The organism is Pleomorphovibrio marinus (genome assembly GCF_003347495.1).
In the GTDB taxonomy this organism is placed as follows: Bacteria; Bacteroidota; Bacteroidia; order Cytophagales; family Cyclobacteriaceae; genus Pleomorphovibrio; species Pleomorphovibrio marinus.
On record NZ_QCXY01000015.1, the window covers coordinates 52,780 to 69,573 of the forward strand.

The 16,794-nt window shown below is 41.9% G+C and carries 13 protein-coding genes and 1 pseudogene; 10 read left to right on the forward strand and 4 right to left on the reverse strand.

All coding sequences use genetic code 11. The features are described 5' to 3' along the window. Nucleotides 1–67: 67 nt before the first annotated feature. Nucleotides 68–754, reverse strand: a complete 687-nt coding sequence (locus tag DB520_RS25075; RefSeq protein ID WP_157972249.1) for a hypothetical protein — start codon at nucleotides 752–754, stop codon at nucleotides 68–70. A 503-nt stretch (nucleotides 755–1,257) separates the two neighbouring features. Here DB520_RS25075 and tnpA (DB520_RS25080) point away from each other — a divergent pair. After that, nucleotides 1,258–1,716, forward strand: a complete 459-nt coding sequence (tnpA, locus tag DB520_RS25080) for an IS200/IS605 family transposase (RefSeq protein WP_114752551.1) — start codon at nucleotides 1,258–1,260, stop codon at nucleotides 1,714–1,716. A gap of 324 nt (nucleotides 1,717–2,040) precedes the next feature. Here tnpA (DB520_RS25080) and DB520_RS25085 read toward each other — a convergent pair whose 3' ends face one another. Further along, entirely contained in the window at nucleotides 2,041–2,445 is a 405-nt protein-coding gene (locus tag DB520_RS25085) for a putative toxin-antitoxin system toxin component, PIN family (RefSeq protein WP_114752542.1), read from the reverse strand. 1 nt (nucleotide 2,446) lies between these two features. Beyond that, nucleotides 2,447–2,674: a hypothetical protein gene (locus DB520_RS25090; protein WP_114752543.1), complete on the reverse strand. Its 228-nt coding sequence runs from the start codon at nucleotides 2,672–2,674 to the stop codon at nucleotides 2,447–2,449. A gap of 425 nt (nucleotides 2,675–3,099) precedes the next feature. On the opposite strand from DB520_RS25090, the gene DB520_RS25095 reads away from it, so the two are divergent. The 9 genes and pseudogenes from DB520_RS25095 (at nucleotide 3,100) to DB520_RS25135 (ending at nucleotide 14,573) form a co-directional block, all read left to right on the forward strand. After that, entirely contained in the window at nucleotides 3,100–4,554 is a 1,455-nt protein-coding gene (locus DB520_RS25095; protein WP_114752544.1) for a Gfo/Idh/MocA family protein, read from the forward strand. Nucleotides 4,555–4,885: 331 nt separating this feature from the next. Then, nucleotides 4,886–5,326, forward strand: a pseudogene (tnpA, locus tag DB520_RS25100) (IS200/IS605 family transposase). A gap of 395 nt (nucleotides 5,327–5,721) precedes the next feature. Beyond that, the gene (locus DB520_RS25105; RefSeq protein WP_114752545.1) at nucleotides 5,722–6,129 is read left to right on the forward strand and encodes an arsenate reductase family protein; all 408 of its coding nucleotides are present in this window, start codon (nucleotides 5,722–5,724) and stop codon (nucleotides 6,127–6,129) included. Nucleotides 6,130–6,436: 307 nt separating this feature from the next. Next, on the forward strand, nucleotides 6,437–6,637 hold the full coding sequence (locus DB520_RS25110) for a Ku protein (RefSeq protein WP_232835146.1): 201 nt from the start codon (nucleotides 6,437–6,439) through the stop codon (nucleotides 6,635–6,637). A 458-nt stretch (nucleotides 6,638–7,095) separates the two neighbouring features. Further along, the gene (locus DB520_RS25115; RefSeq protein WP_157972250.1) at nucleotides 7,096–8,100 is read left to right on the forward strand and encodes a nucleoside hydrolase; all 1,005 of its coding nucleotides are present in this window, start codon (nucleotides 7,096–7,098) and stop codon (nucleotides 8,098–8,100) included. A 318-nt stretch (nucleotides 8,101–8,418) separates the two neighbouring features. Further along, entirely contained in the window at nucleotides 8,419–9,090 is a 672-nt protein-coding gene (locus DB520_RS25120) for a DUF502 domain-containing protein (RefSeq protein WP_114752547.1), read from the forward strand. A 265-nt stretch (nucleotides 9,091–9,355) separates the two neighbouring features. After that, entirely contained in the window at nucleotides 9,356–11,353 is a 1,998-nt protein-coding gene (locus DB520_RS25125) for a DUF5060 domain-containing protein (RefSeq protein ID WP_114752548.1), read from the forward strand. A gap of 253 nt (nucleotides 11,354–11,606) precedes the next feature. Then, nucleotides 11,607–13,247, forward strand: a complete 1,641-nt coding sequence (locus DB520_RS25130) for a sulfatase family protein (RefSeq protein WP_114752549.1) — start codon at nucleotides 11,607–11,609, stop codon at nucleotides 13,245–13,247. A gap of 225 nt (nucleotides 13,248–13,472) precedes the next feature. Further along, nucleotides 13,473–14,573 (forward strand): sensor histidine kinase, encoded by a 1,101-nt coding sequence (locus DB520_RS25135; RefSeq protein WP_114752550.1) that lies wholly within the window; start codon nucleotides 13,473–13,475, stop codon nucleotides 14,571–14,573. A gap of 192 nt (nucleotides 14,574–14,765) precedes the next feature. Here the strand turns inward: DB520_RS25135 and DB520_RS25140 are convergent. Next, nucleotides 14,766–16,794, reverse strand: a 2,029-nt coding sequence (locus DB520_RS25140) for a T9SS type B sorting domain-containing protein (RefSeq protein ID WP_157972252.1), incomplete at its 5' end; no start/stop codon positions are given.

Sequence of the window (16,794 nt, forward strand, 5' to 3'; positions counted from 1 at the left end):
CTTAGCCATTTTACTGGGGGGTCAGGGAAAGCCTCCAATAACCTATTTTGGTATTGGAACAAACAAATCAGTAGCCTTGGCCTCCGAATGTGATGGTTCCGCCAGGCACCACCGTGGCCTGGTCCATCACAAAGCGATTTTCATCGAAGTCGAAGCGGGTGATGGTATGGGTTACGAAATTCCCTGTGGCATTTTGGAACCGGCCGGTTCCGCCTTCTATATCCACCCTGGCAAAAGTTTCGACACCATCTCCTTCCATCACGAAATCGAGGCGATGGGTTTCGCCTCCTTCCACCATTCCAAAGATGGTATCCCCGTCATCGGCGGTTAGGGTCATTTCTCCCGTGGCACTCACTACCGTTTCGCACTGACCTGTAAAGGGGCTGAACATAAAGTCGTAAGGATATTCGTGCTTTTCAAAAACCCTGGCAACAGGCCCTCCCGCAGGTCCTTCTGGCTCAAAAACCACATCCGCGGGATCCAGTTGATTTTCTATATCCCACACCGAGGATAATTCTAAATGAAACCCGCCTAAATCCGCGAAAGTCACACTGCCGCTGATTTCACCGCCTCCCACTTCATCCCCACCACAAGGCATTTCATGTTCACGGGTGATGGCCCAGTCCAGCTCCAAGTCGGCAGCTACCATATCTAGGGAAATGGTCTGCGGACCGGGATCGGGACTATCATCGGAAGAACAGGAAGTGAAATACAGGAAACTTGAAAGGACGATTGTAGGAAATAGATACTTCATAGTTACAATATGTTTTGGGTTCAACAAGAATTTGTCCTATGGCAGAAAGTTGGTATTTCTTTGTTCCTTCAAGTCCTTTGACCGGAGATTCTGTTCAAAACATTATTGGTTTCTGAATCTAAGTCACTGAGGACTTGTGGTCTAAGTTAGCGGATTTCGGGTGCAAAATCAAAAAAATCAAGTACAAACTGAAATTGTATAAATGTTTTGGCTATAGCCGCTGGAGCTGATAATCTCCTTATTGCCTCCTGATAAAGCAGGAGGCAATTCAAGGAACCCATGTGTTAAAAAGGATGTAGATTCAGCCAACATCTCAATAGGAATGCGGCTTTGGCTTTCATGATGGAACAAATCAGGGCTTTAAAGAAGAAATCTCCCTAAATTGGAGCAGTGAGCCAAGAAGCAAAATAATTTGGTACCGAAGATATATTTTATTATTAACATTTAACTTGGGTTAGATACATATTGAGAATAATTCGTTAAATTTGATTATACCTTTTTTTATTCTTCAGAGGCCATTTGTCAAGGTTTATATTCACTTTGTCTGGAGCACCAAAAACAGGGTTCCATTCCTTGATTCGAGAGAATTGAGGACTATGGTTTGGAACCATATAAGAGAAAATGCAGTGAAGAAAGATATCTTTATTGATCACGTAAACGGGTATTCGGATCACTGCCATTGTCTTATATCTTTAGGGATAGATCAAACCATTCAAAAAACAATGCAATTGGTTAAGGGCGAATCATCTTTTTGGATCAACAAAAACAGGCTTACCCGCGAGAAATTTGAATGGCAGGATGAATATTTTGCTGTTTCTGTTTCTGAATCCATGATAGATGTGGTCAGGGGGTATATCAGGAATCAAGAAGAACATCACAAGGAAATAAACTTTCAAGAGGAGTATCAAAAATATATTGTTAAATATGGATTTGAGAGGTTCAAGGATGGAAGGTTTGGCTAAAGCCAATGGTGTGGATAAGCATCCATTAGCCTCCAGCTAGAGCAGGAGGCAAATCAAGGAGCCGGGTTTTAAAAAGGATAGAGCATCATCCACCATCTCAATAGGGATGCCCATTTCCCTCAATTGACCTCTTTCGGGAGCTAAAAATTCAATTGGAATGCGGCTTTAGCCCATTCGATAATAAAATCCCTAATGAGGATGGGCTTTAGCCAAAATTAATGGAATGTAAAGCCAAACTTCAAAGATCATGTATAAAGAAAGCACAGCCCTGATCAAAGCAACGGTGTCTTCGTCAATAAATCTTTCCTTTTGGGGAATCAGCTTTCAAAAATCCTTTTGAAAATCAGCCACATTCAAAATGGGAATGCCTTGGAAAGGATGCAGTTCCAGTAGGTGTATATCCCCTGAAACTATGCAGGAGGCTTTGGCAGATACTGCCAGCTCGAGGAATTTATTGTCTTTCGGGTCGCGGCAAACGTTGATTTCAAAACTAGGCTCTATAATCAGCGGACTTTTAAAAGTCAGTACGGTAAGGATTTCTTCTCTTTCGACTTCAACAAAATACCTATCCAGCTTTTTTCGATATAAAACTTCTGCAAATTCGTTAATTGTTGAATCTGAAAATACAAGTTTTCCAATTCGTAAAGCCCTGTTTAGGGCCTCGGCACTCACCGAATTTTTGATAAGATGTGCACTGATCAGTGCACTGGTGTCAAAGACGAAAACCAAATTATTCGTCTTTCAGAATTTCATCCAATATTTCCTGCGTAAGACCGCGTTGAGCCATTTTTTCCCGTAGTTCCTCCAAAAATTGGATATAATCCTCAGTGCTGTCTTTCATTAATTGCTTGCATACCTGCGCTTCAACTGCTATGCTAATTTCTTTTTTCTTTTTCGAGGACGCAGCCTTCCAAGCCTTTGCCACCATGTCATCCACTTCCAATACGATACGTTCCATGGGTGTTCTGTTTGAGTCATATAAATGTACGAAAATCCCAAGGTATAAGATACAGGCTGTCTAAAGGGATTGGAAAAATCCCGGATAAACCGAAAAATGATACTGCTATATCATTGGATGTTTATTGCTAATTAAGGGTTTGAGAGGTTCAGGGATGGAAGGTTTGGCTAAAGCCAATTTTGCGGATAAACATCCATTAGCCTTTAGCTTGAGCAGGAGACAATCCAAGGAACCCAGGTTTTACAATGATGGAGAATAAGCCAAAAATCTCATAAGGGTTGTCCGATCCTTAAATTGGTGCTTTCCGAGTCAAAGGCCCAAATATCCTTCCCCTAAAAGGCATTGATTATAAAATAGATGAATGACTTTATAGAATTGTCAAAAAAAATCGTCAATTTATTGCTGATTAACCATAAACAGAAATAATGAAAAACAGTAACCGCAGAAATTTCCTGAAACTAACAGGATTAGGTTCTTTGGGACTATTTGGCAGTGCTAACCTTGCAGGATGCAGTACCAAGGAAAAAGACCAGACCCAAAAAAACCAAGGCAATGACATCAGCAGTCGAGAATATACCCAGCAATTCAATATGCACGGGTATGCTGCCCCGGCACTGGATGTGGTAAGAATGGGAATTACAGGCATTGGAAACAGGGGGTCAGGAACGGTGATGAGGTTTGCAAGCATAGAAGGCGTTGAAATTGTTGCCATTAACGATTTGGAAAAGGACAGGGTGGATGCTGCCATAAAATCCATTGCAGAAACCCATGATCCTGTTGGATATTCCGACGGAGAAGAGGATTGGAAGAGAATGTGCGAACGCGACGATATCGATCTGATCGCCATTGCCACCCCCTGGCATTTGCATACCGATCAGGCAGTCTTTGCAATGGAACATGGCAAACATGTTTTTACGGAATTGCCGGCAGCCCAGACGGTTGAGGAATGCTGGAGGCTGGTAGAGGCATCGGAGCGAACAAAGAAGCACTGCGTGCAGATGTCGGGATCCTGCCATGAAGGGGATTCAGCATTTGTACTAAATATGATCCGTAAAGGGTTATTTGGGGAAATTATTCATGGAGAAGGCGGCTATATCCATGATCTGATGAACCAATATAATTTTTCGAAAACCATGTACCACAACATGTGGAGGCTGAATGAAAACATTGACAGGCATGGGAACTTATATCCACAACATGCCTTGACGCCCATGGCCCAGATGATGGATCTAAATTACGGGGACCAGATGAGTCATTTGGTTTCCATGTCCTCGAATGATTTTATGATGGGGGAAAGGGCGAAGGAACTGGCGGCAGATGACGAATTCTGGATGTCTTATGTAGGCAAGGATTACCGCGGAAACATGAATTCCACCATGATCCGTACCCACAAGGGCCGCACTATTTTAATCCAACATGATGTGACCACCCCCCGTCCCGGAATCCGGTTTAACCTGATCGCCGGAACGAAAGCATCTTACCTTGCCAGGCCAGGCAGGATTGGGTATAGTTACAATGATGGTTGGATCTCTCAGGAAGAATACGATGCTCTAGTAGAAGAACATACCCCTGAAATTACCAAGAGGTTTAATGCGTTGGTAGAGGCAGCGAATAGGCCCGGTCGGGCCCAGCGTTCCTATGAAAGAGTAAGTGCTACCGATTGGCGCTTGATTGATTGCCTCAGAAATGGATTGCCCGTAGAAATGGATGTCTATGATGCCGCACTTACCAGTTCGGTGATTCCATTGAGTGAATGGTCTGTGGCAAACAAGTCTGCCCCGGTGGATGTGCCTGATTTTACATCAGGAGCTTGGAAAAACAACCAGCGGGGAATGGATGTGGCACTTAAAAATGGAGGAGGAACGACCAGGATACTGTAGCTTGCCTTTCAGAAATGGACTGTTTTTTGGCAAGATTAATATGGGTTTGAGAGGTTCAGTGATAAATGATTGGGCTAAAGCCAATGATGCTGATAATCTCCTTATGGCCTCCAGCTAAAGCAGGAGGCAATTTAAGGCAACTAAAGTAGGAGGCAATTTAAGGCAACTAAAGCAGGAGGCACTTTAAGGCCTATAGCAAAAGTAGGAGGCAATTTAGGGGACAAATGATTTCTCAAGATTGCAGAATCAGGTAGCATCTCAATAGGAATGCGGCTTTAGCCTGGGTTAGGAATATTTTGTATATTTGGTTATACCTTCATCAATTATTCTAATGCCATTTGTAAAGGTTTATATTCATTTTGTCTGGAGTACCAAAAACCGGATACCCTTCCTTGATTAAAGAGAATTGAGGACAAAGGTTTGGTACCATATAAGAGAAAATGCAGTAAAGAAGGCTGTCTTTATAGATCACATAAACGGGTATTCGGATCATTGTCATTGTCTGATTTCTTTGGGGGTCGATCAAACCCTTCAAAAAACAATGCAACTGGTCAAGGGGGAATCCTCTTTCTGGATCAATAAAAACAAGCTTACCCGTCATAAATTTGAGTGGCAGGATGAATATTTTGCGGTTTCTGTTTCTGAATACAAGATCGACAGTGTCAGAAAATACATTAGGAACCAAGAAGCACATCATAGTGGAAAAACCTTTCAGGAGGAATATGATGAGCTTATTGCCAAATATGGGTTTGAGAGGTTCAGTGATAAATGATTGGGCTAAAGCCAATGAGGCTGATAATCTCCTTATGGCCTCCAGCTAAAGCAGGAGGCAATTTAAGGCTACTAAAGCAGGAGGCACTTTAAGGCCTATAGCTAAAGCAGGAGGCTTAGGGGACCCATAATTTCTCAAGGTTGCAGAATCAGGTAACATCTCAATAGGAATGTGGCATTGGCCCATTCTATAAAGAAAAGCCAAAAAAGAACCTTTTTTAACCTAATTTAAAACTATGGTATTGCCAGATAATTATCTATTTGGATCATTGGCGGGTCCAATAGATCTGGGAATATATCAATAAAACAAAATTAAAAGAGGAAACTGGCATAATTTATGGTGATGATAGTAGTACCTTTTATTTTATTTTTTATACTTCTAAAACTACTAGTATCATGTTTGAATTGGAAAAAAACGAAGTCAAATTTCTTTACAACGGCAATAAAATGGAAGATAAGGAAGCTTATGCCTACGTTTTAACCCTTCATAATCATGTAATCAATGAATTGGATGTTTCAAAAAATGACATGACCCCGACCCAGCTTTCGGAATTGGCTAAGAAGCTGAACAAAAGAATAATCGATCTTTTCGACAAGGATTCAGGTTATTTCAAGGAAAACATTCAGGGGAATAACATTGTAGAATCCGACCTTTTGACCTTATTGATCAAAGAAAAATCTGCATTAAAAACTCCCATTATAATTACGGAAGAAAAGGCTGAGGTTTTGGCATATCCAAGGGACACCATTAAGATGGACATGGTGTTTAATGAAATTGGAGTAAAAGGAAAAGATGAACGTTAAACTATCTGAAAGGATCTCAAAGACAGAAGATTTCATCTGTTTATAATTTGTTTTTCAACAGCCACATAGCCTGCCCCTGCCTGCCCCGAACTGGTTTCGGGGAACTCGTTTCGGGAGCCTGTCCCGAATTTATTTCGGGAGAATCTCGCAATCTATAATCATCCCCCCGTGTGTCGCTCGCGTCATGCCCTGACTGCCGTCAGGACAGGCTCGATTTCATCGGATATAATTAGGCATAAACCGCCCTTAATCATTGGGTTTTCTTTTCCGTAATCCCAGTTATTTATCACTTTATACGTTATCTGTTATGCGATCTATATGGAACGGGGCAATTATTTTCGGCTTGATCAACATCCCCATAAAAATCTATTCTGCCTCAGAGGATGGAAGGTTGAACCTGGACATGCTGGACAGTAAAGACCATACAAGGATTCGGTACAAGCGAGTTAATGAAAAAGGGTTTAAAAACAGTGGATTTCAACATTTTCAACATGCCGGAAAGGATTGAGAAAAAGTCTGATTTGTTTAAGAATGTATTGGGTGCAGGGATTCAAATTGAAAAGGTCCTAGAAAGGCTGGAGTTATGAGATCAGGTTGGAAGGGTCAAGGTTAAATGTTTTGGCAAAAGCCAATACTGCAGATGATCTTCCTGTAATCCTCCAGGTAAAGGAGGAGGCAACTCAGTGGGAAAATCCATATCCTGTCCTCTTATTTTGGCTATTAGTCATCAGCAAACATCTCAATCGGAATGTAGCTTAAGGTCTTTCCATAATGCCAAGTGGTTAGGATTCGCTATATTTATCCCAAACTGCAATTTTAAAGTTTCTGTGCAACTGATTTTATCCCTTTGGGAAGTAGTAACCAAAGTAATTTTAGTACAAAAATTCATTAAAAATGAACACTTATATTATCGTTTTCTGTTTGCACACTCGTCGCTTTTTTACAACAAACCCAATTATAAAGCTTATGTTGTTTGTCCCTTTGCTTGTCCTTGGCCTTTCAGGCTATTCTTCCCATACTGAGCCGGCCCCATCCCACTTACAGGAGGAAAATGATCCACCTGTTCGTGTACTATTTGATACCGATGTAGGCGGCGATGTGGACGATGCCGGTACACTGGCCGTTTTGCATGCCTTGGCAGACCATGGAGAGATCGAAATACTGGCAATAGGAGTAGTCATTGGCCATGAAGCGGCGGTGCCTTATGTGCATGCTGTCAATACATGGTACGGACGCCCTGACCTGCCCATAGGGACCATTAAGGGAGAAGCTCCCTACTCCCGGGATGAATACATGGCTCCAATAGTGGAAGAGTTCCCCAACTCATTGACCCAAGAGGCTGCACCGGATGTGGTTAAGTTATACCGGCAAGTGCTTGCCACTCAGCCGGACCGAAGTGTAACTATGGTCGCTGTGGGACCTGCCACCAACATTTATAATCTGTTGAACTCCCCTCCTGATGAACACAGCCCTTTGACCGGCAAGGAATTGATGCGACAGAAGGTGAAGTTCTATGCGGCCGGAGGAAATGGCAACAATGAACTTCCTAAAGGAAGGTGCGGATTTAACTACCGTATGGATCTTGAAGCCGCTAGTGGGGAACTTGAATTGTTGCCTTCTGATTTTCCTACTGTTTTTGCAGGTGGCAGCGGGTCGATCCTGAGGATTGGATCTGCCTACAAAAGTGTCCGGCCGGACCACATCATTCGTAGGTCTTATGAAGAGTATTACGATGGCACCGTTCAGGATCGGCAAACATGGGACCAACTACGGGTGCTTTATGCCTGCAGACCCTCCTCGAGAAGCCTATGGAATACCTCCTCGCCAGGATCGATCAAAGTGACCATGGAGGGTATCCTCTCCTATACCGCTGCGCCAAATGAAAACCGTGCCTGGGCTTACATAAATGATTTTATCACCATGCGGGAAGTACTCACCGAGTTAATGGTTTATGATCCCCGCGATAAGTAGACCTTATCTTTTTTAGGATAAAACTGTAAATCATTCCAAGGAAATTTATAATTAAACCCTATGTACATTCCCAGTAGGTGGGTTTTTCATTACATCTCTATCCCCAAATGACCGACTTTGAAAATATCCCTTTGTAGTACATTTTGATGATTACCCCCTAAAACATGTAAATCAACTGCTTCCAAGTGGTAATGGTTAATCAGATCAACTTTTTCAAAAGTTATAACGTTAGAGCAATTATGTAGTTTACTATCTTTTACTACAAGTATTTAGCCTTTTTGGTACATTTGATGTAATTTATTAAAATAAACCTATGATATGAAAAACCCAGTACAAGTGCAAAACGAAAGAGAGTTCCCAGAGGACAAATTTTGGACAAAGACGTTCTTTATCCAAACATTATTGAATGGCTTGCTATTGGTTTTACCAACCATCATTATTTTATTTTTGCTTTCCTTAATTTTTAAGTTTGTCTTTAATTTGGTAGCACCTATCAGCGCATTGTTGGATAAAAATGCAGAATCTCACGCTTTTTTTATCAATGTATTGGCTTTGCTGATTCTTGTCGCACTGATATTCCTAATAGGTTTAATTTTGAGAAATGGCAGAAGTAAGAGGTTGTTTAAGGTTTTTGAGTATAGATATTTACTTCAAATACCATTGTATTCTACCCTGCAGGAAACGATATCCCAATTTTCGGGACTTAAGAAAATGCCATTTAGCCAGGTAGTATTAGTAGATGCCTACAATACCGGCGTACTGCTGACAGGTTTTGTTACCGAAACGGCGGCAGAGGGAATTTATACAGTATTTGTGCCGACTGCTCCTAACCCAATGAATGGAAATATTTACCATGTTCCGGCTTCACAATTAAGATTCTTAGAAATAGAGCCCGAAAAAGCCATGCGGTCCATAGTTGGAATGGGCACCGGTTCTTCCATTTTGTTTGCCTCAAAAAATAGGGCTCAAGAGAAGGAATCTTTCAATTAACGCATAAAGGTACGCTGTTTATAAAACACACCCTGATAGTATGTTTTAAAATCCCAACCATATAAATCCTGTCCTTTGGAAGCCGAACCAAATTTCCTGTAAAAGGAATAAAAAAACATATGCTAAATTTTTCATTTTTAGGCAGGTTCTCAATAATTTATTGGATATTAGGCTTATAATTTTTTACTTTGAATCAGCTCTTGTAACCTTATTCCAATAATTGGTAGAGTGTCTCACTAATTATTGCGAATGCTAAAAAAATAAAATGATAACCAAACCCAATCTAATAACCGTCCTAATTTTTTCATTATTCCTTCACCACACATCGCTGCTGGCTCAAGAACAAGCAGCGGAGATAGAAAAGGTGAACAAATCCGTCACTCCCTTTTATTTCCCCTTGCTTTCATTCACGGATCCCAAACAGCGTAAAGCTGATGGGAATGGAGAAGCACAGATTTCAGGGGAACTGAAGGAATGGCACAAAGTCACTCTGACGATGGATGGGCCTTTCGCACATGAGTTGGACGATGAACCCAATCCCTTTACGGATTATCGGATGACCGTGCGGTTTGTGCATGAAACCGGTGATCCTGAATACATCGTGCCCGGATATTTCGCGGCGGATGGTGACGCTGCTCAGACGGGGGCAGATAATGGTACAAAGTGGCGGGCACATCTTTCTCCTGATAAACCTGGCAAATGGAATTTTGAGGTTTCATTTTTGAAAGGGGAGTTGGTGGCGGTGTCAGATCAGCCATGGTACAAACCACTTGAACCTTATGATGGGGTAAAAGGCGATTTTACCATCAGTCCTACCGATAAAGAAGGACGGGACTTTAGGGCCAAAGGAAGGCTGGAATACGTTGGAGAACATTACCTTAAATTCAAAGGGACAGATGACTATTTTCTTAAAATTGGTCCCGATGCTCCGGAAACCTTGCTCGCCTATGCAGATTTTGACGGAACCTATAACGTACACACCCAAATATGGGAAACCATGGTGCCCATCAAACATTTCAGGGATCACCTAAGGGACTGGCAAGACGGGGATCCCACTTGGAAGGGAGATAAAGGAAAGGGATTGATCGGAGCGCTTAATTATTTGGCATCGAAGGGATTGAATACATTTTCTTTCCTGACCTACAATGCGGGTGGAGATGGCGAAAATGTATGGCCTTTTATTGAAAGAAACGAAAAGTATAAATACGATTGCTCCAAGCTTGACCAATGGCAAATCGTCTTTGACCATGCCCAGACCAAGGGTTTACATTTACACTTTAAAACCCAGGAAACTGAGATGGATGACGACAACTATCCAGCAACCAATAAAGCCAGGGGTTCTTCGGTGATCATTGAGTCCCTTGACGGAGGGGATTTGGGTCCCCAAAGGCGCTTATATTACCGAGAATTGATTGCCCGATATGGATACAGTCTTGCTCTTAACTGGAACCTGGGAGAGGAAAATTCACAAACCACGGAGCAGCTCCAGGAAATTACAAAATTCTTTTACGAGAATGATCCTTACAGGCACAATGTGGTGGTCCATACCTACCCCCAACAGCAGGATGAGGTATATACGCCATTGTTAGGAGAAAACTCCCATCTGACCGGCGTTTCACTGCAAAATGCATGGGATGTCGTACACCAGAAGACCCTCCAATGGGTGAATGCGTCAAAATTGGCCGGAAAACCATGGGTAGTGGCCAATGATGAACAAAACCCTGCTGGAACGGGAGTACCTCCGGATCCCGACTTTGGAGATTATGAACCCCTGGATTATGATATACACGATATAAGAAAAAGGACCTTATGGGGGAACATAATGGCTGGGGGAGCTGGAGTGGAATACTATTTTGGAAACAGGCATCCGGACAGTGACATGCAAAGTGAAGATTATCGCAGTCGGGATAGATCCTGGGATTACTGCAGGATTGCCCATGCTTTTTTTATGGACAATGACATTCCCTTTTGGAAAATGAGCAACCGGAATGCCCTTATTTTTAACGAGGACGATGAAAATGACAAATATTGTCTTGCACTTGAAGGGGAACAGTACCTGGTTTATCTCGCTGATTCTCAATCCTCAGAATTGGACCTTAGAGAAACGGAAGGCCCATTTGTGGTAAAATGGTATAACCCACGGGAAGGAGGAGAATTATTGGAGGGCAGCATCTCCGAAATTAAGGGGGGAAATATCATTGATTTGGGCATGCCACCCGAAGATCCGGAGGAAGATTGGGTGGTTTATTTGAAGGTAAAATAGTTTGGAGAAAAACTTGAAAAATTATTAACGTTGACTAAATACCTTAGGTAATTCATACTAAATAACCCCAAATGAAATCGAGCCTGTCCTGACGGCAGTCAGGGCATGAAGAGCACGTCACACACTGGGATGATTATCGTTGCGAGATTCTCCCGAAATAAATTCGGGACAGGCTCCCGAAACAAGTTCCCCGAAGCGAGTTCGGGGCAGGCAGGGGCAGGCTATATGACCGCTGAAAAGAAATTATAAACATATGAAAACCTTTATAACCCATTATTTCTCTCTGCTTATACTTTTTTGTTGGGTCGCTTTCACGTCATGCAACATAGAGGATAAGGAGGAGGAAAAATCCCCTCCCAACATCATCTACATCATGAGTGATGACCATGCTTATCAGGCCATCAGTGCCTATAGTGGGAAGTTGATGCAAACCCCGAATATCGACCGCATTGCCAATGAGGGAGCCTTATTTACCAGAGCTACCGTCACTAATTCCATCTGTGCCCCTAGCCGGGCAGTACTCCTGACTGGTAAACACAGCTTTATAAACGGTAAGATCGATAATATGGCCGCTTTTAACTGGGACCAGGATAACTTCCCTAAGTTGCTACAAGCAAATGGTTACCAGACCGCCATGATCGGTAAAATCCATATGGACGGGATTCCACAGGGATTTGACTTCTCCATGGTGCTTCCCGGGCAAGGGCACTACTACAATCCCGATTTTCTGATAGAAGGAGAACGGGTCACCAAGGAAGGGTATGTGACCGACATCATCACCGATACTACCTTGGATTGGCTTAAAAACGAGAGGGATCCAGAGAAGCCCTTTTGTGTACTCTATCACCATAAGGCTCCACATCGTGAGTGGGAACCCGCACCCAGGCACTACAGGGAATTTACAAAAAGACAGTTTGAGGAACCATCCACCCTATTCGACGACTATGAGGGCAGGGGCACAGCGGCCAAAGAGGCTGAAATGAACATCCTTCATCATATGAACTGGGCAGGGGATTCCAAACTCTATCCCGAGACCATTGATAAACTCGGAATTAGCCGCACCGTAGTAGGGCCCAACAACAATAGCTGGGACATTCAGGCCTTTGAAAGAACCATTGGCAGGATGAATGAAGCACAACGCGCGGAATGGGATGAAGTTTACGGACCCATCAATGAGGATTTTATGGAGAGATACCCTGATATGAATGATGAGGACCTGATGCATTGGAGGTACCAAAGGTACATGCAGGATTACCTGGGCACCATTGCGGCTGTGGACGAGGGCGTGGGCAGGGTGTTGGATTACCTGGATGAGGCTGGACTAGCGGAAAACACCATAGTAGTATATACCTCCGACCAGGGGTTTTATTTGGGAGAACACGGGTGGTTTGACAAGCGCTTTATGTACGAAGAATCATTTCGCATGCCCCTGATGGTACGATACCCTAAGGAAATTGAGCAGGGTACGGTAATAGATGCCTTGGTGCAGAATTTGGATTTTGCACCCACATTTTTAGATTATGCAGGGGTAAATATTCCGGGCGACATGCAGGGTGAATCCTTCAGGCAATTGATGAATGGGGAGAGAGAGGATTGGAAGGATGCCGTGTATTATACTTATTATGAATACCCTTCTGTGCATATGGTGAAGAGGCATTATGGTGTGGCCACCGACCGCTACAAGCTGATGCATTTTTACTATGATATCGATGAATGGGAGTTGTACGATTTGCAGGAAGACCCCCAGGAACTGAAAAATGTATATGAGGATCCCGCTTATGAAGATATTAAACATGAATTACACGACAGATTGGAGGAATTGCGCACCCAATATGGGGATTCTGACGAACTGAATCAGGAATTTATCGATAGGCACTTGAGTAGAAATAAATGAATTGGGGTAAACATTGGATCTTAATCAAGGCTAAAATTTGTTCTTCCAGAAAAAAATCAATTTATAATAAACCAATGCGATTTTAACGTAATGGAAAAAATTGTTAATTCATTTGGTTATAATTTAAAATAATTTGGTACAATTAGGTGATTTAGTGTTAAGTTTAAGTCTTAATCATACCATTGTCGCTTTTAAACTTTTTTAAAACAGCAATTTTAACACATTATGGGCCAGATTTTAAAAAATCATAACCATTTACAGGGTGATGCACTCTTTAATATGGGTTTGTTTTTTGACTTGTCACCAGATTTACTGTGCATCGCTGGTTTTGATGGGTATTTCAAAAAGCTCAACCCTGCTTTTATCCAGCTTTTGGGATATGAAGAAACGGAGTTGTACCATAATCCCATTAATCATTTTGTATATGGGGAAGACTTGGAAAGGACTATTCAATCCAGAGTCAACGTAATGAAGGGGAATCCCCTATTAAACTTTGAAAATAGGTACCAGACAAAAGAAGGGGAGATTATTTGGTTGTCATGGACCTCCGTTCAAGCGGAAAAAGAAAAGCTGATTTATGCCATCGCTAAAAATATCACCCAGAAAAAGAAACTGGAAGAAGAGCGAAACGGTTTAATTACCCGTTTGACAAAATCCAACCAGGAACTAAAAGAGCTTACCTACACCACAGCACATGACCTTAGGGCTCCGGTAAACAACCTCCTTGCTATCTTCAATGTCATTGACACTCTGAAAATCCAAGATCCAGATTTGCAAGAATTTATAGCTATGTTAAAATTGTCCACCGATGGGCTAAAAGCCACGCTAGACAGTTATGTGGATACTTTAAGCCAAAAAGAAGTACTCAATGTGCAAGTAGAGGAATTGAAATTGCCCACTGTTTTTGACAAAGTTAAAAACATGGTAACCTCACTTTTAATAAATTCCAGAACTATTATCACGGCAGATTTCACGGCTTTGCCGAAAATAAGGTTCAACGGTTCTTACTTGGAAAGCATTTTTCTTAACCTGATTACCAACTCTATTAAATATGCTAAACCCGGACAAACTCCTGAAATACAGGTAACCTCCCTGATCAATGAAGGTCTTCCTCAGCTAATCTTTCAGGACAATGGCATGGGCTTCGATATGGAAAGAGTAGGGAACAGGATTTTTGGATTTAAAGAAACCTTCCATTCCAACAGTGACAGTAAAGGTATAGGGCTTTATTTAATTTATAATCATATTACCTCCTTGGGTGGAAACATAGAAATACAAAGCCAACCCGATAAAGGTGCTAAGTTTATCATTACTTTTAAGGGTTGAGGGGGGTGGAATGCAAGCACAATGCCCAGTTATGTTTAGCATTACTCATTGATATCCAAGGTGGCATACAACAAAAGCTGCTTGTAAAGAGCTGATTTAAGCCTCAAAATTAATTGGGCACATGATAACCCCACTCCTTTTAAGCCATTTTGTTTAATTAAAAAACCCCAACACAAATTCTCAATGGTTACCTTATTTATTCAATAAGTTTAGCACCCCCTTTCGTTTTTCACCATTCTCAAGGTTTTCCAAAAGATAGAAATAAGCACCCACAGGCATGTCTTTTCCTTCAAATTTACCATCCCATTTATTTTCGGCATCATTGGTACTGAAAACCATTATTCCGGACTGATCATAAACACTTATTCTATATGGACTTCCATAGTTTTTCATGCCTGGAATTCCCCAAGTATCGTTAACACCATCATTATTTGGAGTGAACACATTCGGGATAAATACATCCCGAATGTTATCGACCTCTCTACTTATCAAGATTTTTTCGGTGATTTTTTGTCCAACTCTGTCTTCACTAGTTATGTCTAAAACCAGATCTTTCGGTACATCGCCAGAACCATTCCATACCAATTGATTTTCTTTGATTTCAAAATAATGGGCAGACTCCTGATCATGATTTAAATAGTAGAAGTGAAGGTCATCCGAAGTATCAAGAGTATAGAGGTTTCCAATAATTTGTCCTTTCTTAATGTCCCTGTTTATTTGAGAATTGTCCAAGGAAATTCCTAATGGTATAGGTTTGTCTTTTACCAAAACATAAATGGTTAATTCCCTTTGGTCTCCGTTTAATTCAGAGAGCTGGTATTTTCCATTTATTTGGTGAAATCCTGAAATCATTGGTGTAAAGGAGGTCAGGTCCCAATTAATGTCATCAAACTCCAATTGCTTGTTTTCCTCCGTTATAACAAATTCAGCATTTACGATTTCTGGCCAAGGTGTATTCCATTCCACTTCAAAAATCGGATTAGCGTTTAGTGCAATGGAATTATAACTCATGCCTTCATTGCCCATTCCATCCTTGTCTTTTCCATTATTTTCAATAACTCTTTTGTTACTTCCGGAAATATTTCTGGCTTTTGGTACATGAATGTTAATATTGCCACCACCTAACCCAGTAATTGGATCAGCACTATCCGGATTTCCCATCTCATTATCATAGACTATTTCCCCATTACTTGTTCTCCAAATTTTAATTCTGAACTTATCATTTTGATCTATTGGATTCAGATCTCCATCAGAGGCAAAAATCATAAATTCAAACCCTGATTCGTTATTTATTAATCCTTCTCCTTTCAAAATCACTTTATGGTTTCCTATTAGTAGAAAATTTTCTTCGTACATTGTGCTGCGAAAACGGAGTTGGCCTAGATTAAACCTAAACTGCGCATTCCCTTGTACTCCGCTGCCATCATTATCATATCTGGCAACAAAATTAAAGTTGGCCCTGCCTTCAGCATTCGTGTTGAACGTATAGGCACCTTTTGGAGACCAAATCCAACCGTTTCCGTTCACAAACCCTCCATATGGGTCAAATATAACGACCATTTCAGAATCAGATGAGCTTGTTACCCCGCAATCATCTTTAATAGATAGGTTGATAATATAAATACCTGGCGTTTCATATTGATGCCTTGCGCTTAAGGAAGAAAAGGGTGCACTCACTATGGTCTCAGACCCATCCCCCCAAGTCCAGGTGGCTTCAGTGATAGTTCCAGTAGCTTCTACGGTCACAGTCACGACTTCATTGATCAGGCTTGGCGTGGAAGGACTGGAAATAGATAAAATTTCAGCTGGTATACAGGGGCCTGTACCGTCTAAAATGATGGTTACAGTTGCGGTAGCTGACCCAACGTTACCAGCGACATCAGTGGCAAATAAGGTAACGGTATTAGTTCCTTCATCTTCTTCACTGAACTGGTCTTTATCCAGGTTGTAGCTTACAATTTCACAATTATCTGTTGACCCATTATCAATATCCTCTGGATCAATAGATGCTGTTTCTCCGGGTCCTAGGTGAATGGTAACGTCCTGGGTAACTACAACCGGAGCCTCTGAATCTGCGATAAGCACTTCCTGCTCCTGCGTCAACGATTCACCGTCCCCGTAGGCATAGCTCCACGTGATGGTCGTCGAGGATGTGATGGGCAGTTCGGTTTCGGTGGTACCGGTGATTACCCCTCCGCAGTTGTCGGTTGCGGTTGGCGGC

Coding starts and splice junctions, on each gene's coding strand:
- DB520_RS25135 (WP_114752550.1), top strand. CDS start 13,473: ATGGGCCAGATTTTAAAAAATCATAACCATTTACAGGGTGATGCACTC.
- DB520_RS25120 (WP_114752547.1), top strand. CDS start 8,419: ATGAAAAACCCAGTACAAGTGCAAAACGAAAGAGAGTTCCCAGAGGAC.
- DB520_RS25095 (WP_114752544.1), top strand. CDS start 3,100: ATGAAAAACAGTAACCGCAGAAATTTCCTGAAACTAACAGGATTAGGT.
- DB520_RS25130 (WP_114752549.1), top strand. CDS start 11,607: ATGAAAACCTTTATAACCCATTATTTCTCTCTGCTTATACTTTTTTGT.
- DB520_RS25125 (WP_114752548.1), top strand. CDS start 9,356: ATGATAACCAAACCCAATCTAATAACCGTCCTAATTTTTTCATTATTC.
- DB520_RS25090 (WP_114752543.1), bottom strand. CDS start 2,674: ATGGAACGTATCGTATTGGAAGTGGATGACATGGTGGCAAAGGCTTGG.
- DB520_RS25105 (WP_114752545.1), top strand. CDS start 5,722: ATGTTTGAATTGGAAAAAAACGAAGTCAAATTTCTTTACAACGGCAAT.
- DB520_RS25075 (WP_157972249.1), bottom strand. CDS start 754: ATGAAGTATCTATTTCCTACAATCGTCCTTTCAAGTTTCCTGTATTTC.
- DB520_RS25110 (WP_232835146.1), top strand. CDS start 6,437: ATGCGATCTATATGGAACGGGGCAATTATTTTCGGCTTGATCAACATC.
- DB520_RS25115 (WP_157972250.1), top strand. CDS start 7,096: ATGTTGTTTGTCCCTTTGCTTGTCCTTGGCCTTTCAGGCTATTCTTCC.